This is a genomic window from Cytobacillus sp. C11.1, from assembly GCF_058145115.1.
Genome location: NZ_CM176935.1, coordinates 2,453,428 through 2,478,621 on the forward strand (window position 1 = coordinate 2,453,428; position 25,194 = coordinate 2,478,621).

The window sequence follows — 25,194 nt, forward strand, 5'->3', positions numbered from 1 at the left end:
TTAGAGCTTTTCGTTAAAAAAGATGCCCTTTTCCGGCATCTCATTTTTAGTACAGATTTAACGTTCAACAGGCTTTTTGTTTTCATCTAATGTGAAGCCTTCGCCAAGTACATCATGAACAGCTGTGACTGATACAAACGCATGTGGGTCAACAGATGTTATGACATTTTTAAGCCTGACAATTTCATTTCTCCCGACAACACAATATAGTACTTCCCGATCTTTTTTTGTAAAAGAGCCGTGGCCTTTTAAAACAGTGACACCCCTGTCCATTTCTTTCATTATTTTATCAGCAATCGCATCATTCAGTTCGGAAATAATCATGGCTCCTCTTGCGGCATAAGCACCCTCCTGCATAAAGTCGATCACTTTAGCACCGACAAAAACAGCTACTAGGGTGTACATGGCTTCGCGATAGTCTAAATAAGTTATTAACGAAAGGGCAATAACAAAGAAGTCAAAAATGAACATCGTTTTACCCATGCTTACTCCCGCGTATTTATGGGCGAGTCTGGCAATGATGTCTACTCCGCCTGTTGTACCGCCGTACCTGAAAATAGTACCCAGCCCAATCCCGATAAAAACACCTGCAAATAGAGCAGCGAGAGTCAAATCCTCTTTTAATGGCATTACAATTTGGTAACGCTGGAAAATCCACAAAAACACAGAGACAGCAACTGTTCCTATAATCGTGTATAGAAAAACATTCCTTCCAAGGAGCTTCCATCCGATAAAAAAGAGAGGTATATTTAATAACAAGTTTGTGTAGGAAGGGTCCCATTTGAAAAGAAAATAAAGCAGCAGGGTAATACCGGTGAACCCGCCTTCAGCCAAATTGTTTTGCATATTAAAATGAACGAGGCCAAATGAAAAAATGGCTGCTCCCAGCAAAATAAAAAAGATATTTTTAAACTTTAATCCATAAAGCATTTTATCCCTCCACTACCTAAATATCTCAAATCCAAAGCGTATCTAATTATATAAGATATTGAATATAAGAGCAATAATGTTGGAAGTTGGACCCAGTTATAGATAGTGGGAAGACAGTGGAAATATTTTTGATTAAAAATATTTGTAATAGGGCTAAGCTTTAGCTAACATGAAAAGTGGAAATCTCCGTTTATAAGCGCAAGATAAAGCTGAGGTGAAATAAATGCAAACAAGAAAAACGATGAAAGAGCTTCAAACAGAGGTAGATACATACATAAGCCAGTTTAAAGAAGGATACTTTAGTCCGCTGGCAATGCTGGCAAGAATGACCGAAGAGCTTGGTGAGCTATCTAGGGAAGTGAACCATCATTACGGTGAAAAACCGAAAAAAACCACTGAAGAAGAAAAGGCAATCGAAGAAGAGCTTGGAGATATGCTTTTTGTTCTAATATGCTTTGCCAATTCGCTGAACATTGATCTGGAAGAAGCACACGACCGGGTTATGAAGAAGTTTAATACACGCGATAAAGACCGTTGGACAAGAATCGAAGATTAGAGGGAGAGATTTAAATGGATAAAGTCAAAGTTGTAATAGCCGGGCCGCGCGGAAGAATGGGAAGGGAAGCTGTTCAGCTTGTTAAAAGAACTGATTACTATGAATTGGCCGCGGTAGTTGATCATAAAAATGGAGGAGGCCATCTTGGCGACTTTGATGGATTCTCAGAGTTTGGCCAAATTCCTGTATATTCAGATGTAGCAGACTGCTTTCAAGAGATCGAACCAAATGTTTTGATTGACCTGACAACTCCAGAAGTGGGAATGCATCATACGAAAACAGCACTAGAGCATGGGGTAAGGCCAGTAGTTGGAACAACAGGCTTTTCTAAAGAAAACCTGCAAGAGCTTGAGGCACTTTGCCACGACAAGGGAATTGGCTGCATTATTGCCCCTAATTTTGCTCTTGGGGCTGTGTTAATGATGAAATTCTCACAAATGGCAGGCAGATATTTTAACGACGTAGAGATTATAGAATTGCACCATGACCAAAAATTGGATGCTCCTTCCGGCACAGCTGTTAAAACGGCAGAAATGATTGCGGATGTCAGAGAGCAAAAGCAGCAAGGCCATCCAAACGAAAAAGAAACCATCCCTGGTGCCAGAGGTGCCAACTTTGATGGAATGCACATCCACTCCGTTCGTTTGCCTGGGCTGATTGCACATCAGCAGGTTATGTTTGGGTCGGAAGGTCAAACGTTAACCATTCGCCACGATTCTTACAACCGTGCTTCTTTTATGTCTGGAGTTAAGCTGGCAGTGGACACTGTATTAAAAATAGATACTCTCGTATACGGACTTGAAAATATTATGGAATAGAGAGGGGTGCCAACATGAATATTGCTCTAATTGCCCATGATAAGAAAAAGGATGATATTGTGCGTTTTGCTATTGCCTATAAGTCCATACTTGCAGGGCATACCCTTTATGCAACCGGAACTACCGGTGCACGGATAATGAAGGAAGCGGGCTTGGACATCCACCGTTTCCAGTCGGGCCCTCTTGGCGGTGACCAGGAGATCGGAGCATTCATTGCCAATAATAAAATGGATGTTGTGTTTTTCTTTAGAGATCCGCTTACTGTTCAGCCCCATGAGCCAGATGTTTCCGCACTAGTCCGCCTGTGCGATGTATACGCTGTTCCATTGGCAACCAATATGGGTACTGCAGAGATATTAATAAAAGGCCTTGAACGGGGAGATTTATCCTGGCGGAAAATTGTAAGCGAAGAAAAAGGTGACATGAATGGACCACGATAATCTGGATATTCTAGCATTTGGCGCTCATGCTGATGATGTTGAAATCGGCATGGGCGGCGTGATTGCGAAGTATGTATCCGACGGAAAAAAGATAGGGATATGCGACCTGACAAGGGCTGAACTATCCTCAAACGGAACGGTCGACATCCGTAAAAAAGAAGCCAGGAAAGCAGCAGATATTTTGGGAGTTGGCATTAGAGAGAACCTTAATCTGCCTGACAGGGGCTTATATTATAATCAGGAATACATAACTAAAATTGCGGAAGTGATCCGTAAATATCGGCCATCTCTGGTTTTTGCACCCTTTATGGAGGACCGGCATCCGGATCATGGCCATTGTGCCCGCCTGGTTGAGGAAGCTATTTTTTCAGCGGGAATCAAAAAATTTGAGACGGAAGGCACCTACCCTCCTTATAAGGTGAAAAGTCTCTATTATTACATGATTAATGGCTTCCATACTCCTGACTTCCTGGTTGATATTTCATCTTTCATGGATAAAAAAACAGCCAGTCTTGAGGCTTATAAAAGCCAGTTTGTTAAAAGCCCCGGGTCATACGAAACACCTTTGGTCAACGGTTACATTGAAACCGTCCAGGCCAGGGAGAGCCTTTTTGGAAAACAGGCTGGAGTTCAATTTGCAGAAGGCTTTAAAGTGAGCAAGCCTCTGCTTTTAAATAAGGATTTATTTGGTGAAGATATATGAAAAAGAAACTGAAAATAGGAATTACCTGCTATCCGACAGTAGGCGGATCAGGTGTTGTGGCAACCGAATTGGGTAAAATGCTTGCTGAAAAGGGGCATGAGATTCACTTTATTTCATCGAGCCTCCCTTTTCGGTTAAAAAGAATGTACCATAATATCTTTTATCATCAAGTTGATGTAAATCAATACTCCGTATTTCAATATGCTCCTTATGATATTGCTCTTGCCAGCAAAATGGCAGAAGTAATAAAAAGAGAGGATCTTGATTTAGTTCACGTCCATTATGCGATCCCGCATGCTGTTTGTGCCATATTAGCAAAACAGATGAGCGGGAAGGATATTAAAATTGTGACAACACTCCATGGGACAGATATTACTGTACTTGGATACGACCCGTCCCTCACTGATGCTATCCGTTTCGGCATTGAAAAGTCTGATGGGGTTACTGCCGTATCCAATGCCTTAATATCTCAAACTTACGATTTAATTAAACCTGATAAACCGATTAAAACGGTTTATAACTTCATAGATGAAAGAGTTTACCAGAAAACGGATTCAGCTTATCTGAAAGATGAGTATGGCATTAGGCCGGAAGAAAAAATTATCATCCATGTTTCGAATTTCCGCAGTGTTAAAAGAGTCCCTGATGTCGTTAAAGCTTTTGAAAAAATAGCAAAAAAAGTTCCTGCAAGGCTTCTTCTTGTCGGAGACGGTCCGGAGATGACTGTCATATGCCAGCTTGTCAATGAATTAAAGCTTAAAGACAAAGTCTTGTTTCTGGGCAAACAGGATAATCTGGAGGAGCTTTATAGCATCAGCGATTTAATGCTGCTGCTGTCCGAAAAGGAGAGCTTTGGACTTGTAGCCTTGGAAGCAATGGCTTGCGGAGTTCCGTGTATTGGCACAAATGTTGGCGGCATTCCTGAAGTGATAGATGATGGAGAAACCGGGTATGTATGTACGCTTGGGGACATTGATGAAATCTCCCAAAAAGCTATAAAACTCCTTCTGGATGCAAAACTTCACCGCAAGTTTTCTTCACAATCCATTTCCCTTGCAAAAGAAGTGTTTAGTGCTGGACGAATAGTTTCCCAATATGAAGAGTTCTATTATGAGCTGCTAAAGAATGGTGATGGTCTATGAAAGAAGCATTCCTCCAGGCGATTCCTGTGTTAAATAAAATTGAGTCTGCCGGTTATGAGGCCTATTTTGTCGGGGGCTCGGTCAGGGATTTTTTGCTGGGCAAAGAAATTGCCGATGTCGATATTGCCACCTCGGCTACTCCTGAGGAAATGAAATCTATATTTTCAAAGACCCTTGATGTAGGTATCGAGCATGGAACGGTTGTTGTCCTATTTAATGGCATCCCATATGAAGTTACAACCTTTAGGACTGAAGCTGAGTACCTGGACTTCAGAAGGCCGTCTGAAGTCCAATTTATCAGGTCTCTAAAGGAGGATTTGAAAAGAAGGGATTTCACCATGAATGCCATTGCGATGGATAGGAATGGGCAATTGATAGATCCCTTCGGGGGAGAAAGGCTATTGAGGAAAGGATAATCAGAACTGTTGGAAACCCTGAAGAAAGGTTTACGGAAGATGCCCTTAGAATGATGAGAGCAGTCCGCTTTTTTAGCCAGCTTTCATTTGATATTGAGAAATCAACCTATGAGGCTTTATCATCACTGGCTCATTTGCTTGAAAAAATTGCAGTGGAACGCAAACTGGCTGAATTCGAGAAGCTTTTGGCGGGCAAAAATCGTATGAAAGCTCTTAAAATTATTGGAGAAACCGGGTTATATAGATATCTTCCGCACATGTCAGCTTACCAGAGGGAGCTTTTCAGCTCAGCAGATTATCATGCAGATGGACTGACAGAAGAAGAAATGTGGGGCTTCCTTGTTTGTCTTTTTGATATAAATCATTCTGCCGCCGAGTCCTTTTTAAAAAGCTGGAAACTGCCAGTAAAGAAGATAAGAAAGATACTATCAATTTTAAAATGGATCAGGTATAGATCCGAAAATGAATGGGATGGCTATTCTCTTTATCAGGCAGGGAAGGAATCTTCTCTAAGTGCCGAGAGGATTCGCAATGTACTGCAGCAAACGGATTTAAAAAGAAATACAGAAAACCTCATGGAACTGTATAATTCTTTGCCGATCAAGCAAAGAAGCGAGCTGCAGCTTACAGGAAATGATCTGATGGACTGGTTTGGCAAACCTCAAGGGGCATGGATTAAAGCGGACCTGGAAAAGGCGGAAACTGCCGTGTTAAAGGGTGAATTAAAAAATAGCAATGAATCCATAAGGGAGTGGCTCATGAAGTGCAATCAGAACTTAGGAAAAAATTGATTGATGCTTTTACAAACAGCAAAGAAGAATATCTATCAGGTCAGCATTTGGCAGATTTAATCGGTTGTTCACGAACTGCGGTGTGGAAGCATATAGAGGAACTGAGAAAGGAAGGCTTTGAGCTGGAAGCTGTACGAAGAAGGGGCTATCGTATTACAAAAACGCCTGAAAAGGTGACAGCGGATGAAATCAGGCTGGGGTTGAAAACCAAAAAACTCGGCCGCAATATTCATCATGAAGAGAGTGTCGATTCCACCCAGAAAATTGCCCATCGCCTGGCATATGATGGCGCTCCCGAAGGAACGGTGGTCATTGCAGAAGAACAGCTTTCAGGCAGAGGAAGAATGGATCGCAGATGGCATTCCCCAAAATCTACAGGAGTATGGATGAGTCTCATACTAAGGCCAAATATCCCGCCTCCAAAAGCTCCCCAGCTTACACTGATCGCAGCTGTAGCTGTCGTGCAGGCTATTGAAGAGCTTACTGGTTTAACCCCGCAAATTAAATGGCCAAATGATATTTTAATGAGCGGCAAGAAGGTAACAGGAATCCTGACAGAGCTTCAGGCGGATGCGGACAGGATTATTTCAATTATTATTGGAATTGGAATCAATGTTAACCAGCAATTGGATGATTATCCAGAAGAGATTAAGCACATTGCAACCTCCCTATCAATTGAAAAAGGGGAAAAGCTTTCAAGAGCTGAACTGATAAAAATTTTCCTTGGTAAATTGGAAAACCTTTATACACTATACCTAGATAAAGGCTTCTATCCAATCAAGCTATTATGGGAGAGCTACGCTGTCAGCATCGGAAAGAATCTTACTGCCAGAACGATTACTGGCAGCATTTATGGGAAGGCCCTTGGAATTACTGATGATGGAGTGTTGATGATTGAAGATAGCACTGGAAAAGTCCATCATGTTTATTCTGCAGACATTGAGCTGGATTCCTAACTATAAGGCTTTGTTAAAGCTCATTGTTAATATTAGCCCCTGTTGATTGGAGCAGAAGGCGCGGGATCCTCTAGAAATGCATTCACATTACCTTCGCAGGGTATTAATTCGAGATGCTTGTTAAACGTCCAGCGGAAGAAGTGAGTCAAAGGGTTATCCAGCGGGCGCAGAACGCTGTAGAGGCTTCTGGACCGCCCTCCGTTCGCTGAGTGGCGGAGCAAGTTAAAAGATTTAATTAAAAAATTTTTATAGCCAATACTTTCTTTTTTTTGCTATACTTTTTTTATGGGCAGTATCCTATAAAGAACTGCACCTTTAAGGTACTAACTTAAACGAATAGATATCTGCCTAGATCCAAAATGGACCGGGACAGAGGGATGAACGACTATAATGAGCTATTACGAGATCCTTCTGCGCACAGAAGGATTTTTTTTGTGGTTGGAGCGGCATCTTGCTGCGGACTCATTGGGAAAGTTTTATCTCCTCTTCCTGAATAAGGAGGATGAAAGATGAAGCAAACAACTGATTTTCTAAAGATGAAACAATGTGAAGAAAAAATTGTAATGCTCACAGCTTATGACTATCCGGCTGCCAAACACGCAGAAAGTGCTGAGGTAGATATGATTCTTGTGGGGGATTCGCTTGGAATGGTCGTTTTAGGCTATGATTCAACGGTTCCTGTCACAATGGAAGACATGATCCATCATGGCAAGGCTGTCAAAAGGGGAGCAAAAGATACATTTATTGTTATAGATATGCCATTCATGAGCTATCATTTGTCCATTAAAGATACACTTTCAAATGGGGCAAGCCTTATTCAGGAAACAGGTGCACATGCTGTCAAGCTTGAAGGCGGAGATGAAGTTATTGAGCAAATTAGGTCATTAGTAAAGGCGGGCATTCCTGTAGTTGCGCATCTGGGCTTAACTCCACAATCCGTTGGGGTTTTAGGCGGATATAAGGTTCAGGGGAAAAATGCTGAAGCTGCCAGAAAGTTAATGGAGGATGCAAAGGAATGTGAAAGAGCCGGTGCGTTCGCTGTTGTTCTGGAGTGTGTTCCAAAACAGCTGGCAAAGCAGATTGCTCAAGAATTGACAATACCAACAATTGGGATAGGCGCTGGCCCGGATACTGATGGCCAGGTTCTTGTTTATCATGATGTATTGGGATACGGTGTAGATCGCGTTCCTAAATTTGTAAAACAATATCAAAACTTAAATCCTGTTATTCATGATAGTCTATCCGCTTATTCTGCTGAGGTAAAGAACGGATCTTCCCTGCTGATAGCCATTCTTTCACGATGAAAGAAGAAGAACTGCTTAGCTTGTATGGAGGCAAAGTATGAGAACGATTACAACAGTTAGAGACATGCAAATGTTAGCATTGCAGCTTAAACGTGAAGGAAAGTCTATTGGATTCGTCCCCACAATGGGGTATTTGCATGAAGGTCACCTTTCATTATTAAAAGCTGCCAGAAAAGAAAATGACGTGACCGTGCTAAGCATTTTTGTGAACCCGCTTCAATTCGGGCCTAAAGAAGATCTGGCCACATATCCAAGAGACTTTAACCGAGACAGCAAATTGGCGGAAAAGGAAGGGAATGACATTATTTTTTATCCTTCTCCAGAAGAAATGTATCCTGGTTCTTTGTCAGTAATTGCAAGAGTGCAGGATCGGACCGATGTATTATGCGGCAAATCCCGCCCCGGACATTTTGATGGTGTCGCCACGGTTCTTACAAAACTATTTAATATCGTACAGCCCAATAAAGTCTATTTTGGAATGAAGGACGCTCAGCAGGTTGCGGTTGTTGATGGGCTTGTAAGAGATTTTAACATTCCCGTTGAAATAGTGCCTGTAGAAACAGTTAGAGAAGAGGATGGCTTGGCTAAAAGCTCAAGGAACATCAATCTACTTCCTGCAGAACGACTGGAGGCTATAGCACTAAATCAAAGCCTTAAAATCGCTGAATCCACGATAATAGAGGGAGAAAAAGATCCTCGGAAGATAATTGCCCAAATCAGTGAACATATTGAGAAAAATACAACAGGCAATATTGATTACGTCGAAATTCTTTCCTACCCGGACCTTAAGGTACTTGACCGTCTTGAAGGAAAGATCATTATTGCCATCGCTGTTAAATTCACCAAAGCCCGGCTGATTGATAACGCTATTATTACAATAAATAAAGAGAATTAAGGGGGAACCAGCATGTTTCGTACCATGATGAATGGAAAAATCCATCGTGCAACCGTAACGGAAGCGAATTTAAATTATGTAGGAAGCATCACCATTGATACAGATATTATCGAGGCGGTAGGAATGGCACCTAACGAAAAGGTCCAAATCGTCAATAATAATAACGGAGCACGCTTTGAAACTTATATCATCCCTGGTGAAAAAGGAAGCGGCGTTATCTGTGTAAATGGTGCAGCAGCCCGCCTTGTTCAGGAAGGGGATATTGTGATTATCATCTCTTATGCCCTTGTTCCTGATGAACAAGTGCCTTACCATGAACCTAAAGTGGCTATTATGGACAGAAATAATCGGATTGCCGATTTGATTCATGCCGAGCCGGAAAGTACAGTTCTATAAAAAATTTTTAAAAAAGTGCTGACCCGGGAACGCCGGTTCAGTGCTTTTTATTTAACTTGCAAAGGTCATGAATGAATAAGGGAGAGGTTCGGGTGGAAGAAAAGTAATGAGCAGAAGGCTATTTGCCTTTTTCTTTTTCCGTTTTTGTGATACCGTTTGAATGACTGAATGTAGAGGTGTAGGCCATGGGTAATAAATATGTTGTAGTTGACTTGGAAACTACCGGAAACGCCCCGAAAAAGGGCGATAAAATTATACAATTTGCTGCTGTGGTGATCGAAAACGGAAAAATTACGGAGGAATATTCATCATATGTAAACCCTGAGCAGCCGATTCCCCCTTTTATTGAAGAATTGACAGGACTGTCGGATGATATGGTGGAGAATGCACCCCTTTTCTCTGAAATCGCCCCAAAAGTTCTGACTTTACTGGAGGGTGCATTTTTTGTTGCCCACAATGTACTTTTTGATTTGTCGTTCTTGCAGGAAGAATTGTTGGAGGCGGGATATAACGGGTTTTACGGGCCTGTTCTTGATACAGTGGAAATGTCAAGGATTCTTTTTCCAACTGCGGATAGCTTCAAGTTATCCGATCTTGCACACCGTGAAGGGCTGAACCATGAACGGCCGCATCAGGCAGACAGCGATGCCTATGTAACTGCAGAGCTCCTATTGATCCGATTAAAGAAACTTGAAAACCTTCCGCTTAAAACAATTGAACAGCTCCATAAGCTTTCGGGCGGATTGAAAAGCGACCTTGATATTCTGCTTGACGAACTCATTTTAATTAAGGAAAGCAAGATTGAGTATTTGCCTGATTTTCTTGAAATACATAGAGGAATCGCAATGAAAAAAGCGATAGTCCCCAGAAACCCTGATAATTTTGAAGGTACAAGGTATCCCTTTGGTATTGAGGAAAAGCAGGAAATTTTTATGAAAGCTTTCCCTTCCTATGAAATAAGAGAAGGCCAGTTTAAGATGATGGACTCCGTCTATGGAGCATTCAATGATAAAAAACATGCATTAATTGAAGCTGGTACAGGCGTTGGAAAATCGTTGGCTTACCTGGTTCCATCAGCAATTTACGGGAAGGGAAACAGCAAAACAGTCATTATTAGTACATATACAACACAGCTGCAGGAACAACTGTTAACTAAGGATATCCCGCTGCTGCAAAAAATGCTTCCATTCCCTGTTAAAGCTGTTTTGCTGAAGGGAAGAAGCCATTATATCAGCCTGGCCAAATTTGTTCAGACCTTAAGGGATGATAAAGAAGATAATTATGATACGATTCTGAGTAAAATGCAGATTCTTGTATGGCTGATGGAGACGGATACAGGTGATATTGACGAATTGAACCTCTCGAGTGGCGGCATGATTTACTGGAGCAAAATTAAGAATGATGAGACAGCTTTTTTACAGGATAAATCGTGGCTATCAAGGGACTTCTATCTGAGAGCGAGAAAAGAAGCGCAAAATGCGGATATTATTATTACCAACCATTCATTGCTTCTAACCGATCTGGTAGCCCAAAGTGCGATTTTGCCTAAATTCAGCCACGTGGTTATAGATGAGGGCCATCATTTTGTGAAAGCATCTGGTAAACATTTTGGCCATAAGCTTGATTATTTAACGGTACGGCTAATGCTTAGCCAAATAGGATTGTTTGAACAAAAGCAGCTCTTTTATAAGCTTGAAAAATTGGTTGAAGAGAAAGCAGGGAGCCCGGAGGATTTGATTCATTCCTTTGAAATGAATCAGCTTATAGTTGATCTCTTTCACGAAATGGATGAACTGTTTAAAGTTATTGGAATTTATGCGAAAAAGTTTTCAAAGGCAAAGAAAAGCATGAACCGATTAACTGTCCGATTTATAAACGGAGGCAGTGACAAGGAGTCAAAAGCCGTTTTAGCGTGCGCAGAGCGATTTGGATTTCTCCTGAGAGACTTAATGGAAGCGATTGATAGGCGGGTTATGATTGTCGCTCAGCTAAAGGCTTCCTTAACACAGGAGGAGAAGGCATTTATGGAGGAGGTAGCCTCCATATTTAGTGACTTAGAAGATTTGAATGAAAATATAAAGCATATTTTTCAGATGCACGAATCCCAATTTGTTGTTTGGATTGAAATAGATACACGCTCAGCCCAAAATGCGACTACAGTTTATTCTCAGCCCGTAACGGTTTCAGAGTACCTTAAGGAACAATTTTTCAGTGAAAAGGAAAGTGCCGTCATTACATCGGCCACTTTGTCTGTAAAAAATTCCTTTCATTTTATCCTTAATGAACTTGGACTTGAAGAAAAAGAGTGCACACTGGAACAAATTCCATCACCATTTAATTATCAGGAACAGGTGAAGCTGCTTATCCCTGGTGATTTGCCGGAAGTGAATGCTGTTCCGCTGGAGGAATATGTTGCCTCCATATCGGAGCATATTATATCGATTGCTGAAGCAACAAAAGGCCGGATGCTGATTCTGTTTACCTCTCATGAGATGCTTAGGAGAACGTATGAGCTTATAAAGGAATCAGGATTTCTGGAAGATTATGCTGTTATTGCCCAGGGTATTACGAGCGGCAGCCGTTCAAGGCTTACCAGGAATTTTCAGCGATTCGATAAAGCTATCCTTTTGGGAACAAGCAGCTTTTGGGAAGGAGTGGATATCCCTGGTGAGGATCTTCCTGCCTTGTTATTGTCAGACTGCCTTTTTCACCGCCGGATGAACCAATGGCACAGGCCAAAAATGAACAAATCAAAAGTGAGGGAGGAAACCCATTTTCCGCCTATTCATTGCCTGAAGCCGTAATCCGCTTTAAACAAGGTGTTGGAAGGCTGATCAGAACAAGCTCTGATAGAGGATTTATCGTTGTTTTTGATCGCAGAATTGTCACCACAAAATACGGAAAGGCATTTCTGGATTCCATCCCGCCTATTCCAGTTCAAAAAAGCAATATTGATGAAATTGTGGAATTAATTTATACTTGGCTATAAAATATATTCTGATGCGGCTGGATCCCTTGTTGGTAAGCATCGGAATATCTTCATTAAAGAAAGCCTGCGGGGGGTTGATGTAGTTTTGGAATCCCGACACAAATCGAAAATTTAAATCCTTTTTATGAACATTGGGAAAGACTTTTGCGAGCAGGATAAATTCGCATGAATAACACATTCTATATTTGTTGGGTATTTAGTTTAAGTAGGGTGGAAATGACTTTGCAGAAGGGTTCATGCTTATGGTGTATATGCCCGCTTCCGCTTTTGTTCATTGGGTAGGAGGAATGAGTAGATGAAAGTGTTGTTCGCCTTTTTACTGATGTTTACAAATTGGTACTACATACCGAAAGACTCGCCTGCTGTTCCAGTTAAAGTGGAAAGCATTGATCTTAAACTTAAAAGCGATGAATTGGCTATTACTTTTTTTTCTTTATCCGATGGTGAAGCATCATTGATTCACCATGGAAATGATCAAAATATCCTGATCAATACTGGCGGCGCCGGGACTGAGCATGAATTAAAAAGGCTTTTGCAGCTTTATAGGACAAATCAGATTTCGACAATCATTCTGACAGATGAGGATTTGTACAATGAATCAAGCCTTGTCTGGCTAATAAAAGAATATGATGTTAAGCAGGTCATAACAGGTGAAACCGTTGCTGCTCAATTAAAAGAGGGAAATGCTGAGTTGAGCGATATTAATATTCATGTCTGGCGCCAAGATACTAAACAGCAGCTTCTTCCGGGGCTTCAAACTGAAGTTCTTTATGAAGGGATTGAAGCAGGCGATGGAATGGATGTTTCCTTTATTTTCTCCAGACATCGGATTCTTTTCATGAATTCAACTAGTGACCTAGCGAAGGATGTATTTATGAAGAAAGACTTATCCAATGTAAATATCGTAAAACTTCCTGTGTTTGGCAAGGAAGGATCCATTTCGGAAGATATGGTTAAACATATGGATCGCAGATTGCCATCTTGTTTCATAAATCATCAATAAAACCGGATTCTGATTTGTTCGCACTATTAAACGATGCGTGGGTTGATGTATATTATACAAGGAAGCATGGAACTGTCACCATCAAATTTACCGACATTAACTATGAAGTCATTACAATTTTCCAGGAAGAGGAATTTAAGTAGTGCAGATAGTGCTTTATATGACTCCAGGAAATGCTCTTCCTGGAGATTCTTTGTAAAGGGTAAATCCGTAATGAAAAAAGCTGCGCCTATGGCGCAGCATTACGTGGTGGACTAGAAGAAAATTTATATTCGTTTGATACAAGGAAACATTTCTGCTGTTATACTGATATAGAGTGTATTTCTTTGTAAGTATATTTTAACCTAAAGGATAAGGTATATAAGTTACAAATATTGTTGAGGCTGAGGAGGAATTCCAGAATGGAAAGCAAAATTGAGGTATTATCTACAGTTAAGATCCAGCAAAGCCCGGATCTGTATAAAATTGTGGATGCATTAAATAGAACCTTGAAGGAAAAAGACCTGATGTTCGGCTTGGCGCTTGATCAGGAAGACCAAAATAAAGCGATTTTTACCATTTATCGTACATAAAAAAGAGTGATTATAAAATGAAAAAAGCTTTAATAGCCACACTTATTTTGTTTGTTATTGGCATTGGCGCAGGCAGTTGGATTTACTTCAGCAGCATGAAGCCCGTAAGAGCGGCTGAATCAAAAGCTGTGGAGCTTGCAAAAAAGGAAACAGATCTTACTGAGGTTGAAGATTTCCATTTATATCATGGCACTGAAACCTACTATGTAATCGAAGGCATAGATCCTAAAGGGACTAACATATTTGTGTGGATTCCCGAGAAAAAAGGAAAAATAATTACGCGAAAGCAATCTGACGGAATATCCCGCCAGGAAGCCATTAACAGGCTTAAGCAGGAAAAAAACCCCGCTGAAATTATGTCAGTGCGTCTCGGTATGGAGAAAAATATACCATTATGGGAAATTCATTATCGTTCCAAAGGTGATTTAATAAATTATTATTATATAGATTTTAAAACTGGAGAATGGCTGAAAAAAATCGAAAACCTGTAAGCCGGAGCTAAAAAAAGCCATGAGCGGCGTCAGGAAAAATGGGAGGAAGCACAATGGAGATTCAACTGGCACAACGAGTTAAAGCATTAACACCATCAACAACCTTGGCAATTACTGCAAAGGCAAAGGAATTAAAATCCCAGGGACATGATGTTATCGGATTGGGAGCTGGGGAGCCTGATTTTAATACCCCTCAGCATATCATTGAAGCTGCAGTCCAATCCATGAACGAAGGACATACAAAATATACCCCCTCTGCAGGGCTTCCGGCTTTAAAAAAAGAAATTGCAGCCAAGTTTAAAAGGGACCAGGGACTTGATTATGATGCTTCGGAGATTATCGTTACAAGCGGGGCAAAGCATGGTTTATATACTCTTTTTCAGGTATTGCTTAACGAAGGGGATGAAGTAATTATCCCAATTCCATACTGGGTTAGTTACCCTGAGCAAGTTAAACTTGCTGGCGGAGTACCGGTTTATGCAGTTGGAGAAGAGGAGAATGAATATAAAATTACACCGGAACAGCTGGCTGAAAGCATCACAGACCGAACAAAAGCTGTGATTATTAATTCGCCGAGCAATCCGACAGGAATGCTATATTCTGCAGAGGAATTAAAGGCATTGGGAGCTGTTTGCCTAAAACATAATGTTTTAATTATTTCAGATGAAATATATGAGAAATTGGTTTATGGGAGCCATAAGCATACTTCCATTGCTGAACTTTCACCTGAATTGAAAGAGCAAACCATTATTATCAATGGGGTATCGAAGTCGCATTCCATGACAGGCTGGAGAATTGGCTACGCTGCAGGAAATAAAGAAATCATTAAAGCGATGACCAATCTTGCCAGCCATAGTACATCCAACCCTACAACAACAGCACAATACGGGTCCATTGCGGCATATGCCGGACCGCAGGATATGCTTGCAGAGATGCGAGAAGCTTTTGAACATCGTTTAAATATCATTTATGATAAATTAATTAATATTCCAGGATTTACTTGTGTTAAACCTCAAGGAGCATTTTATTTATTTCCAAATGTACAAAAGGCTGCTGAACTGACAGGTTTTGTTAACGTTGATGACTTTGCAAAAGCTCTACTGGAGGAAGTAATGGTTGCTGTTATTCCAGGCTCGGGCTTTGAATTTCCGGAAAATATCCGTTTATCCTATGCAACGTCTCTCGATTTGCTTGAAAAAGCAGTTGAGCGTATGCATAGCTTTGTTGACAAGAATACGAAGTAATAATTAGTGATGGAGTGCCGGATGATATCCGGCCTTCTTCCGTCTTATTTAATGAAAAATATCATTTATTATGCTGAAAACTACTGTATTATTGCTTGTCAGAGGGCTGGAAGGTATAATATATAGCGATACATAAGAAGCGATTGCTTAGATTTTTTGGAGGGAACATAAATTGACAAAAACAACAATTTCTCAAGTTCATAAATATGTTGACCAGGAAGTTACCATTGGAGCATGGATTGCCAATAAACGATCGAGCGGAAAGATTGCTTTTTTGCAGCTTCGTGATGGAACAGGCTTTATCCAGGGAGTAGTCGTGAAGGCTGAAGTCCCTGAAGAAATCTTCCAAGGTGCAAAATCAGTGACACAGGAATCTTCGGTATATGTTACTGGCAAGGTTCAAACGGATGAACGCTCACCTTTTGGCTATGAGCTCCTAGTAACCGGGCTTGAAGTTATTCATCAGGCTGTGGATTATCCGATTACTCCAAAAGAACATGGAACTGAGTTTTTAATGGATAACCGCCATTTATGGCTGCGATCCCGCCGCCAGCATGCAGTAATGAAAATTAGAAATGAAATTATTCGTGCAACATATGAATTCTTCAATGAGCAGGGATTCTCCAAGGTGGACCCGCCAATTTTAACAGGAAGTGCACCGGAAGGAACTTCAGAGCTTTTCGCAACTAAATATTTTGATGAAGATGCTTATTTATCACAAAGTGGCCAGCTATATATGGAGGCCGCTGCTATGGCGCTTGGAAAAGTATTTTCATTCGGACCGACGTTCCGTGCTGAAAAATCCAAAACGCGCCGCCATTTGATTGAATTCTGGATGATTGAGCCTGAAATGGCTTTCTGCGAATTCGAAGATAACCTTAAAGTCCAGGAAGAATATGTATCCCACATTGTACAATCCGTTTTGAAAAATTGTGCAATTGAACTTAAAACGCTTGGCCGCGATACAGACAAGCTAGAAAAGATTACAGCTCCATTCCCGCGCATCACATATGACGAAGCCATTAAATTCCTTCAGGAAAAAGGCTTTGATGATATCCAGTGGGGTGATGACTTCGGTGCACCGCATGAGACGGCTATTGCTGAAAGCTATGAAAAGCCAGTCTTTATCACACACTATCCAACATCCCTGAAACCTTTCTATATGCAGCCCGATCCTTCAAGGGAAGATGTGGTATTATGTGCAGACTTGATAGCTCCTGAAGGTTATGGAGAAATAATCGGAGGTTCCGAGCGTATCCATGACTTTGAGCTTCTTAAGAAGCGCCTGGAGCAGCATAATTTGGAAATGGATGCATACAAATGGTATCTTGAATTGCGCCAGTACGGTTCTGTACCGCATTCCGGATTCGGCCTTGGCCTGGAAAGAACAGTTGCATGGATTAGCGGAGTGGAGCATGTTCGTGAAACAATCCCGTTCCCTCGTTTGCTAAACCGTTTGTATCCATAATGTAACTGCCCGCTTGGAAGAAATGAATATGAGCTAAAGCAAAAAATCCGCCCTCCCGCGGATTTTTTGCTTCTTGTGATATCGAATGAACATTCTGAAGCTAGAAGGCTACATGTCTTTCCAGTCAAGATAAAACTTCATGGAAAACTTACCGGTTATTCTCCTCACTTTAGCCTTTGTGTTCATGATATACTTTAAAGGAGGTGTCCCTAATGTCAAAAAAAAGTTTATTGAAATGGCTTCAGGAAGGAAATATTTCTATCCCTGGAGTACTATTAAGCCAATACAAAGAAATGAATCTGAATGAACATGAACTTGTTTTGTTACTACATGTAATTTCCTTTATTGAACATGGGAATGAGTTTCCCACCCCTGTTGAATTATCTTCCCGCATGACTATATCTGTAGCGGAATGTTCGGAGATGCTAAGAAAATTAATTCAAAAAGGCTATATTGAGATTAGAGACAGCTATTCAGCTGATGGCATCCGTTTTGAAAAATACCATCTCGATTCGCTTTGGGAGAAGCTTATTGATCAATTTCTTCTTATCGGCAAGAAGGAAGAAGCGGTTAAGCTGCAGCAAGACGAAACAGACTTGTATACATGCTTTGAAAGGGAGTTTGGCAGGCCGCTTTCACCGTTTGAATGCGAGACACTTGCACTATGGATGGACGATGACCACCATGATCCCCATATAATCAAGGCTGCACTAAGAGAATCTGTCTTGTCCGGTAAGCTAAACTTCAGATATATAGACAGAATTTTATTTGAATGGAAAAAGAACGGCATCAAGACAATTGAACAGGCAAAAAGCTACGGAAAAAAATTCAGGCAAAACCAAACTCAGCAAAGAAATAAAAGAGAAGATATACCTTCCCAGACAACCAAGTCAGTTCCTTTTTACAATTGGCTTGAACAGTAAATAATGGTAATTCAGGAAAAAATAGATAAACAGTAAGTGGTGATTTCTTTGTTAAATAAAACACAAATCCGATATTGCCTTGATACAATGGGAGAAATGTTTACGGAAGCACACTGTGAATTAATTCATTCCAATCCCTTTGAACTTGTAATAGCAGTCGCTTTGTCTGCGCAATGTACCGATGCGCTGGTAAATAAGGTGACAAGGGATCTGTTTCAAAAATACAAAACTCCACAGGACTATCTTAAGGTTCCATTAGATGAACTGCAGGAGGATATCCGTTCAATTGGGCTATATCGGAATAAAGCAAAAAATATCCAAAAACTCTGCCGGATGCTCCTTGATGACTATAATGGAATAGTGCCCCGAGACAGGGATGAGCTGACAAAGCTGCCGGGTGTCGGCCGTAAAACGGCAAATGTAGTTGTATCTGTCGCCTACGGTGTCCCGGCTATTGCTGTTGATACTCATGTAGAGCGTGTCAGTAAAAGGCTTGGTTTCTGCCGCTGGAAGGACTCCGTTCTAGAAGTTGAGAAAACGTTAATGAAAAAGGTGCCGATGGATGAGTGGTCCGTGACCCATCATCGTATGATCTTCTTTGGAAGGTATCATTGCAAGGCTCAAAATCCTCAATGTGAAATTTGCCCTCTTCTGGACCTATGCAGGGAAGGAAAAAAGCGGATGAAGGGTAAGCAAGAAAAATGAATGGGCAGCTAATCATCCCCATTGCAGCTCAGCTTTGCCATCCTTTATTGAATAAGCAGCAAGAGATAACAGCAGACGAAAAAATGCTTAAAATCCAACATCTTCACCCGCCATTTTTGTATGAAGCTGCATACTATGCCGGGATAGAGGCTTTAAAACCTTGGGAAAAAAAAGAAGAGTGCATTCCTGCGCTGCAGGAAGAATGGAAAGAACAAAAATGGATTCTTGATAAGTGCTTTGCTAATCGAAACCAAAAAGCTGCCGAAGAGCCAATAAAAACAGCCATTGGGTTATTTCTGCAGCTATTATTTTGGACAAACGGCAAGCCTGTTAATTTTCAAGCAGAGGTGGGGGAGTTGAAGATAAAACCAGTTAACCTAGAGGAAAGACTGGATTTTATATTTGAGCGTCCAGCTTCTTACCACGCATATATCCAGCTGTCCGAACTGATGTATGAAATAGAAAAGCACTATATGAAGCATATTACACTGGAAAATATAAAGAAGAAAGTGCCAGGAAGAAAATAGGCGCTTTTTTCTTTTTATGTGTTTAAAGGGTGGTAGTCTCGCAAAAATGGGTTCCATCCTACTCATATTAAGAATTCAGGTTCGTAAACGTCGGATTCAGCACACAACATTGAATCACACTCAACATCGAAAAAGCTGACTCATATTCGAGTCAGCTTTTTTTGATTTACTTTAATTGGTAGAACTTGATCCAGACCCTGAGCCAGTTCCAGAACCAGAGCCTCCAGCATTGCCGCCTGTGCCGTCTCCAGTGCCTGTTCCGGTACCGGTGCCTGTGCCGCCATTTCCGGTTCCAGTACCGTCGCCGTCACCGTCGCCATCACCTCCACCTTCGCCTTCACCGGTGTCGTTACCTTCGCCGTCACCTTGGTCTTCTTCATTTCCGCCATCTTCTTCAGAACCGCCGTCATCCTGGTTACCGCCCTGATCGCTGTCTTGGCCATCCTGGCCTTCTTCAACGGTATCATCCTGTTCTTCTCCTTCAGTATCATCTTCCTCGATGATGCTTGGATCAGGGATTTCAACCTTTACAGATGCAGGATCACTTTGCTGGTTTCCTCGAATGGCTGTTACTTTAAAGGTGTACACAGCGCCCGGTTGTGGGTTGGCAACCTTTAAGCCCTTTTCGGATGTAGTGCTAAGCTGCTGGTCGCCGCCTTCATTCACCGATACGGTTACTTCAAACTGAGTGCCTTCTGCATCTTCTGGATATTCCCAAGTAAGTGTGATTTCATTTGCTGCCTGGTCATAGCTTGCTCCCAAGCCGGATGGGGAGTCCAGTTTATCAAATTTCTCGGATACTTCTGTTGGAGCATTTCCTTTTACAGCATATTCATAAATTATTTGGTCTTTTGGTGTGAATTGGCTTGCTAGTTTAGCAGGGTTGCTGCCTTTCTCAATCGCTACCTTTTCCACAGTCTTAGGAACTTTAAAGTCTGCTGTTTCTTTTCCTTGGGATACATGTGCCATTAAATTGCTAAAAAGTTTTTGGGCAATTTTTTGGTCAGCACCCGCACTGATATAGTTCTTTCTGTCTTGATATCCCGTCCAAATGGCAGCGGTATAGTTTGTCGTATAACCCGCAAACCATGCATCAGGAACAGCGCCATCTGGTATTCCAAATTCTTGTTCTTGTTCTTTAGGGTAATTCGTAGTCCCGGTTTTTCCTGCTACAGGGAGGCCGGGAACGTCAGCCAATCGGCCTGTTCCATATGATGATTTCACAACACTCTTAAGCATGTCACTGATCATGAATGCTGTGTAATCCTTCATGACAACTTCAGATTCAGGTTTTAAATCAAGCTTTGTTCCATCACGCATTTCAATTTGTTTTACTGCATGCGGTTCCGTGTAAAAGCCATTGTTTCCAAAAGCACTATAAGCTCCTGCAACTTGCATGGATGAAACCTCATAAGCACCGATAGAATAGGATTCATACATTTCATCCATTGGAATACCTAAGTTCTTGGTGAATTCGAGTGCTTTATCTGTTCCTACTTCCTGCAAAGTTTTCAAGGCTGGGATATTCCGTGAACGTGCGAGGGCTTCACGCATGGACATTGGGCCCATGTGTGTTCCATCCCAGTTATTGATTTCTGTTCCGCCTGTGTAAGTATGGGGTTCATCCACAATCGTATGATATGTTCCCCATTTTAAATATTCGATCGCAGGGCCGTAATCGACAATTGGTTTAAAAGTTGAACCTGCATGTCTCTTTTGGTCCACAGCGAAATTAAATCCGCGCTTAACTTTTTGGTTCCGTCCTCCGCCAATCGCCCTGATTTCGCCTGTTTTAGTATCAAGCAGGGTAATACCAGCCTGGAACTCTTCATCTGGATATTCAACAACTTCATTTGTGTTTAAAATTGTTTCAACATGCTTCTGGGCATTAGGATCCAGGGTTGTATAAATTTTTAATCCATCAGAATAAGGATCGAGATCCGGGTACTTCTTTTCAACCTCGTCTAACACCACATCTATAAAAGCATCATAATTTGATTCATCAGTTTCTCTTTTATCTTCTGCTACAAGAGTGGATTCAACAGGAACTTTTTGCGCTGCATCCATTTCTTCCTTAGATATGAAACCATGCTGATTCATAAGTGAAAGCACAATATTTCTCCGTTTTTCTGCTTTCTCAGGATAGTCGAACGGATTGTAGTTGTTTGGGCTTTGCGGCATGCCTGCCAAAAGGGCAGCTTCATGCAGCTCCAGCTCATCCAATTCTTTATCAAAAAAGATCTTCGAAGCTGTTAGGACACCATGGCCTTCTGACATATAAATTTTGTTGACATACATTTCGAAAATTTCCTGTTTTGTATACTTTCGCTCAAGCTGGAATGAAAGCCATGCTTCCTGTGCTTTCCTGCTAAGCGTTTTATCATTATTTAAAAATGAGTTCTTGACTACCTGCTGGGTAATCGTACTGGCTCCCTCTGAACCAAATCCACGGGTTACGTTGGCAATCACTGCTCCCCCTAATCGAATTAAGTCCATCCCATTATGTTTATAAAAACGGACATCCTCAGTTGCCAAAAAGGCATTCTCAACAAGTTTGGGTATATCTTCATAGGCAACATAATCTCTGTTTTCAGATCCTACATCTACAATGAAATTGTTTTCCATATCATAAATTTGTGAAGAAATCGGATCCTTCAATAGCTTTTCATCAAGCTTGGGAGCATCTTTAATCATAAAAGCAAATGTGCCAGCACCTAAAAGCATTCCAGCGATTCCAAGAGCAATTAAAATAAGAAAAATACGTTTAAAAGTACCTGAAGCTTTCTTCTTCCCCTTATTTTTTGGCTTGGATTGCTGTTTGCGGCGCTCCTCTCTTGATTGATATTTTTCTGCCATATATATGTTCATCCTTTCTGACAATCAGACTGAAAAAATTAGTAGTTAAGGTTATAAAGATAATCTATTATCTTAATATAGTCAATTCTGGGCTGAAATCCAAGCGGGATGTGATGCCCGCTGCTTTCAACTTCTGTTTTGGTAATGGATTTTCTTCCTCCATCCTTCATTCTTTTCCAGTAGGTGAGCAAATAATGCGCCTCTAAGAGGTATACTTCTTCAGTTGCTGAAAAGCGAAGAAGTACAAAGCAAATTCCATTCTGGGCCAAAACTGTTTCCATATGCTTAACTTGGTGTTCATGAAAGTTTTTAAGCGGAAAAGAGGTGGTATTTTGAGTTTCCTTTGCTTCAAAATCAATATATTTACCTTTATAAACACCATTATAATCTGTTGTTGATGCTTGTTTAAAATATGCCTCTTTGATTACTGCTGCACTTCTCTTTGGATAATCTACCTGTACAATTTGGACAGGTGTAGGCTTTTTATGGATTGAAGCTATGCCGTGTTCCAGGTAGAAATCATTTGTTTCATTTATATCTTCCTCCAGAGTCATCCCGCGATTGCTGTAGGACCATTTTTTCTCTGCTTTTATTGTTTTGGTACTTTTTGCAGCAGGGACATATTTCCTGCCATTCGGATAATGGAAATTCATGCAGTCACCCCGTTTTAAACTACTCCCTATCATAACAAAAGTCAGCAATTTTTGGTTGAATAAAAAGTTCTAATTAACAAACGCTAAGGGAAACTTTCGTCATTGGATGCCTTTTCCGCTGGTGGTTAGATGAGGCACCGTCGACGCCGGCCCACAAGGATGTTGCCAAATAAGTTTAGTCTTGTTAAACAAATCTGGCCTAAACGGCCAGTTAGCCCCCAATGGCTTGGTTTCAGCTGATAAAGTTTTAATGATGTGTAGCCTGCGTTAATACTTATTCATTTCCTGAGGTGAAATGCTATGTTTTTACCTGGAAAATATACCTTTTCTCGTTTTGCAAAAAACGAGCAATTATTAATAAAGCACATTAACAAAATGACTGCCAAAAAAAATATTGATAATATTTCCAGGACAGATGCCTATTTTGAGTTTTATAGGGAGCACCCCGAAATTTGCTGGGCTTTTCTTGCCTCCATGGTGTCGCGTAATGCGGGATGGAATATGTGCGATCTTGAAGGCGCCTGCTTTCCAAAACTTATTGGAAAGCAGGTGAGGGATATGCTTTACCTAACATATGAACGAGCCAATTGGATGATCTTTCAGGATGCATATCCTCAATTGCTCATCTATCATTATTCGACGAAAATGAATCGGCCAATGTTTCATTTATTAAAAACTTTTCATGTTTCATCATTTATGGAACGGGAATGGCTGCATTTCTGGTGTGAAGGAAATAAAAAGAGGTTAATAACTTCACTTATTATTAATGAACAGAATGTGATCCAAGAGCCAGTGATGGAGCACCCTGTTTATAAAAATAAAGTTTTTCATTCACTGCTTTTTTGCTTTCAGGATTATTTTCATTTTAGCTCTGTTATCTTCCCTACATGTAAAGGTGAATTATACGGAGCCAGTGTTAACGGCTTCAGGTCGGTGTCTAAAAGGATAGACCTCGGAAAAAGGCTTGCTGAAATTTTGTTCGACCCCGGTTACTATTCGGCTATTTATGAATTCGCATCCACCACAATTCATACAGGCTCAAGACACGATTATGAAAAGTATTTTAAGAAGGGGACACCAAGAAACACTCCTTTCCTACGCTGTACATACCCTATAATTAATCATCACATTCATCAATTTAATGATTGGTCTTCAAAAAAGCGAATTCAGAAAAAATGGCAAAAAGAAACCGTAAGTCAAAGACATCCAATCCATATAACAGAGTGGTATTTGCACAAACAAAAGCAGCTGAAAGCAGCTGCTTGGCTAGGGAACCTGTTTAATTCCAAATAAAAAAGCAAGGAACTTTCCTTGCTTTTCCTATTGAGGTTCTTAAGTTGATGGACGGTCAGGGCCTTCTAGTTTTTTATTTCCATAGCCTGTCTTTGTTTCTTCCAATTTCTTAGGCTGAACCTTATTTTGTTTTTCTTTTTTTGCCATTAGTAAACACCTCCGATATATAGTTTGTTCAATGGCTTTTTTTTCATTCCTTGGCGGATGTCGAATTAAAGAATTTTACATGCAAATAAGTACTTTCTTTGGCGAATCTCTTCTAGTTTTGTCAGCGTTGAAGGAAACCTCTTTCCCGGAGAGAAATAGGTAGGCACACAGCAAAAAATTTATCATTGCTTCCACAATAGGGTAATAAAGAAAGCAAGGAGAAAAGAATGGGGAGGTTTTTACATGCAAGGGAAAATCGTTGAAAAAAAAGAATTGCTGGCTATGCTGACGGAAATATATGATCAGCTTGAGGAGCTTGAAAGCGTTCTTGAATCAAATTTATCTGGCCTTCGCCAAAACTGGTATGAAGATCAGGTAGATAAAATAACAATTTGTGGAAATAAACTCGAAACGATTGAAAATGAACTGACAGCCTTCTCCGAAACAAAGTCTGAGACAGAAAATGCCAAAGGGTCTAAAAGCATGCAGCTTGAACTTGGCTTTTAAGTGAAATAAAATAGCACTAACATTCAGTAGCTAATTTATAATAGCTACTTTTATTTTTGGAGCTGATAATCAATGGGCAATGAACAAGAACTTCTGCAATTAACAGAACAGTTAGTGGTATATGTACAAGCTTCGGACGACAAGTTTAAACGTGTAAAGGAGTCAGGGGAAAAGGGTGATTTCTATAACGAGGTGAAGCCTTTCGCAGATGAAGTTAAAGCCATAAATGATAGGTGGAAGACCGAAGCGGTAGTGTGGGTAAAAGAATATAAGCCGAAAAATCTTTATCCGCAGCAAGTCGATTCGGCTTCTGAGCACATCGAGATGGTTTCCATTCAGGCATTTTTCCCTGAAACAAGCAAAACAAGATTCATAAATTATGTGAACTCAGCAATATATGTGCTAAAACAATTAATAGATTTATTAACAGAAGATAAGAGGGGAACCTAATTGGTTCCCCTCTTTTGCG

Annotated in this window: 24 protein-coding genes and 2 pseudogenes; 23 read left to right on the forward strand and 3 right to left on the reverse strand. The window is 40.8% G+C overall.

Translation table 11 applies throughout. The features are described 5' to 3' along the window. Positions 1-57: 57 nt before the first annotated feature. Positions 58-930, reverse strand: a complete 873-nt coding sequence (locus tag AC3ZVC_RS12180) for a YitT family protein (RefSeq protein ID WP_490068699.1) — start codon at positions 928-930, stop codon at positions 58-60. 223 nt (positions 931-1,153) lie between these two features. On the opposite strand from AC3ZVC_RS12180, the gene AC3ZVC_RS12185 reads away from it, so the two are divergent. From AC3ZVC_RS12185 to AC3ZVC_RS12280, 20 genes and pseudogenes are all read left to right on the forward strand, one after another. Beyond that, the gene (locus AC3ZVC_RS12185; protein ID WP_490068700.1) at positions 1,154-1,486 is read left to right on the forward strand and encodes a nucleotide pyrophosphohydrolase; all 333 of its coding nucleotides are present in this window, start codon (positions 1,154-1,156) and stop codon (positions 1,484-1,486) included. 14 nt (positions 1,487-1,500) lie between these two features. After that, positions 1,501-2,304, forward strand: coding sequence for a 4-hydroxy-tetrahydrodipicolinate reductase (dapB, locus tag AC3ZVC_RS12190; protein ID WP_490068703.1), 804 nt, complete (start codon positions 1,501-1,503; stop codon positions 2,302-2,304). Positions 2,305-2,318: 14 nt separating this feature from the next. Further along, positions 2,319-2,744, forward strand: coding sequence for a methylglyoxal synthase (locus AC3ZVC_RS12195; RefSeq protein WP_490068705.1), 426 nt, complete (start codon positions 2,319-2,321; stop codon positions 2,742-2,744). Further along, positions 2,731-3,447, forward strand: coding sequence for a bacillithiol biosynthesis deacetylase BshB1 (bshB1, locus tag AC3ZVC_RS12200; RefSeq protein WP_490068706.1), 717 nt, complete (start codon positions 2,731-2,733; stop codon positions 3,445-3,447). The genes AC3ZVC_RS12195 and bshB1 overlap by 14 nt, the downstream gene beginning before the upstream one ends. Continuing rightward, positions 3,444-4,589: an N-acetyl-alpha-D-glucosaminyl L-malate synthase BshA gene (gene bshA / locus AC3ZVC_RS12205; RefSeq protein ID WP_490068707.1), complete on the forward strand. Its 1,146-nt coding sequence runs from the start codon at positions 3,444-3,446 to the stop codon at positions 4,587-4,589. The genes bshB1 and bshA overlap by 4 nt, the downstream gene beginning before the upstream one ends. After that, positions 4,586-5,005 (forward strand): hypothetical protein, encoded by a 420-nt coding sequence (locus AC3ZVC_RS12210; RefSeq protein WP_490068708.1) that lies wholly within the window; start codon positions 4,586-4,588, stop codon positions 5,003-5,005. The genes bshA and AC3ZVC_RS12210 overlap by 4 nt, the downstream gene beginning before the upstream one ends. Before the next feature lie 50 nt (positions 5,006-5,055). Next, positions 5,056-5,796, forward strand: coding sequence for a tRNA nucleotidyltransferase/poly(A) polymerase-related protein (locus AC3ZVC_RS12215; protein WP_490068709.1), 741 nt, complete (start codon positions 5,056-5,058; stop codon positions 5,794-5,796). Further along, positions 5,769-6,752, forward strand: a complete 984-nt coding sequence (locus AC3ZVC_RS12220; RefSeq protein ID WP_490068710.1) for a biotin--[acetyl-CoA-carboxylase] ligase — start codon at positions 5,769-5,771, stop codon at positions 6,750-6,752. Before AC3ZVC_RS12215 ends, AC3ZVC_RS12220 begins: the two co-directional genes overlap by 28 nt. Positions 6,753-7,261: 509 nt before the next feature. Further along, a pseudogene (gene panB / locus AC3ZVC_RS12225) lies at positions 7,262-8,097 on the forward strand (3-methyl-2-oxobutanoate hydroxymethyltransferase). Next, on the forward strand, positions 8,094-8,951 hold the full coding sequence (gene panC / locus AC3ZVC_RS12230; RefSeq protein ID WP_490068712.1) for a pantoate--beta-alanine ligase: 858 nt from the start codon (positions 8,094-8,096) through the stop codon (positions 8,949-8,951). The pseudogene panB and the gene panC overlap by 4 nt, the downstream one beginning before the upstream one ends. Before the next feature lie 12 nt (positions 8,952-8,963). Continuing rightward, positions 8,964-9,347, forward strand: a complete 384-nt coding sequence (gene panD, locus AC3ZVC_RS12235) for an aspartate 1-decarboxylase (protein ID WP_490068713.1) — start codon at positions 8,964-8,966, stop codon at positions 9,345-9,347. Positions 9,348-9,532: 185 nt separating this feature from the next. After that, a pseudogene (gene dinG, locus AC3ZVC_RS12240) lies at positions 9,533-12,336 on the forward strand (ATP-dependent DNA helicase DinG). A 295-nt stretch (positions 12,337-12,631) separates the two neighbouring features. Beyond that, positions 12,632-13,339 (forward strand): ComEC/Rec2 family competence protein, encoded by a 708-nt coding sequence (locus tag AC3ZVC_RS12245; RefSeq protein ID WP_490068715.1) that lies wholly within the window; start codon positions 12,632-12,634, stop codon positions 13,337-13,339. 401 nt (positions 13,340-13,740) lie between these two features. Further along, positions 13,741-13,911, forward strand: coding sequence for a YpmA family protein (locus AC3ZVC_RS12250; protein WP_009332715.1), 171 nt, complete (start codon positions 13,741-13,743; stop codon positions 13,909-13,911). 17 nt (positions 13,912-13,928) lie between these two features. After that, the gene (locus AC3ZVC_RS12255; RefSeq protein ID WP_490068718.1) at positions 13,929-14,402 is read left to right on the forward strand and encodes a cell wall elongation regulator TseB-like domain-containing protein; all 474 of its coding nucleotides are present in this window, start codon (positions 13,929-13,931) and stop codon (positions 14,400-14,402) included. A gap of 59 nt (positions 14,403-14,461) precedes the next feature. After that, a complete protein-coding gene (locus AC3ZVC_RS12260) occupies positions 14,462-15,646 on the forward strand; it encodes a pyridoxal phosphate-dependent aminotransferase (RefSeq protein ID WP_490068918.1) in 1,185 nt (394 codons plus the stop codon). Positions 15,647-15,818: 172 nt separating this feature from the next. Next, positions 15,819-17,114, forward strand: coding sequence for an asparagine--tRNA ligase (asnS, locus tag AC3ZVC_RS12265; protein WP_490068719.1), 1,296 nt, complete (start codon positions 15,819-15,821; stop codon positions 17,112-17,114). Positions 17,115-17,326: 212 nt separating this feature from the next. Beyond that, a complete protein-coding gene (locus AC3ZVC_RS12270) occupies positions 17,327-18,037 on the forward strand; it encodes a DnaD domain-containing protein (RefSeq protein WP_490068720.1) in 711 nt (236 codons plus the stop codon). 48 nt (positions 18,038-18,085) lie between these two features. Beyond that, on the forward strand, positions 18,086-18,742 hold the full coding sequence (nth, locus tag AC3ZVC_RS12275) for an endonuclease III (RefSeq protein ID WP_490068721.1): 657 nt from the start codon (positions 18,086-18,088) through the stop codon (positions 18,740-18,742). Then, positions 18,739-19,269 (forward strand): YpoC family protein, encoded by a 531-nt coding sequence (locus AC3ZVC_RS12280; protein ID WP_490068724.1) that lies wholly within the window; start codon positions 18,739-18,741, stop codon positions 19,267-19,269. Before nth ends, AC3ZVC_RS12280 begins: the two co-directional genes overlap by 4 nt. A 171-nt stretch (positions 19,270-19,440) precedes the next feature. On the opposite strand, the gene AC3ZVC_RS12285 is transcribed toward AC3ZVC_RS12280, so the two are convergent. Further along, complete coding sequence (locus AC3ZVC_RS12285) at positions 19,441-22,125, reverse strand: PBP1A family penicillin-binding protein (RefSeq protein WP_490068726.1); 2,685 nt, start codon at positions 22,123-22,125, stop codon at positions 19,441-19,443. A 38-nt stretch (positions 22,126-22,163) separates the two neighbouring features. Beyond that, the gene (gene recU, locus AC3ZVC_RS12290) at positions 22,164-22,778 is read right to left on the reverse strand and encodes a Holliday junction resolvase RecU (protein ID WP_490068727.1); all 615 of its coding nucleotides are present in this window, start codon (positions 22,776-22,778) and stop codon (positions 22,164-22,166) included. 300 nt (positions 22,779-23,078) lie between these two features. Between recU and AC3ZVC_RS12295 the strand changes: the two genes are divergently transcribed. The 3 genes from AC3ZVC_RS12295 (at position 23,079) to AC3ZVC_RS12305 (ending at position 25,175) form a co-directional block, all read left to right on the forward strand. Continuing rightward, complete coding sequence (locus AC3ZVC_RS12295) at positions 23,079-24,071, forward strand: DUF2515 domain-containing protein (RefSeq protein ID WP_490068728.1); 993 nt, start codon at positions 23,079-23,081, stop codon at positions 24,069-24,071. Between the two features lie 390 nt (positions 24,072-24,461). Then, complete coding sequence (locus tag AC3ZVC_RS12300; protein ID WP_490068729.1) at positions 24,462-24,725, forward strand: hypothetical protein; 264 nt, start codon at positions 24,462-24,464, stop codon at positions 24,723-24,725. Positions 24,726-24,797: 72 nt separating this feature from the next. Further along, positions 24,798-25,175, forward strand: a complete 378-nt coding sequence (locus AC3ZVC_RS12305) for a YppE family protein (protein ID WP_490068733.1) — start codon at positions 24,798-24,800, stop codon at positions 25,173-25,175. The last annotated feature ends 19 nt before the right edge of the window (positions 25,176-25,194 follow it).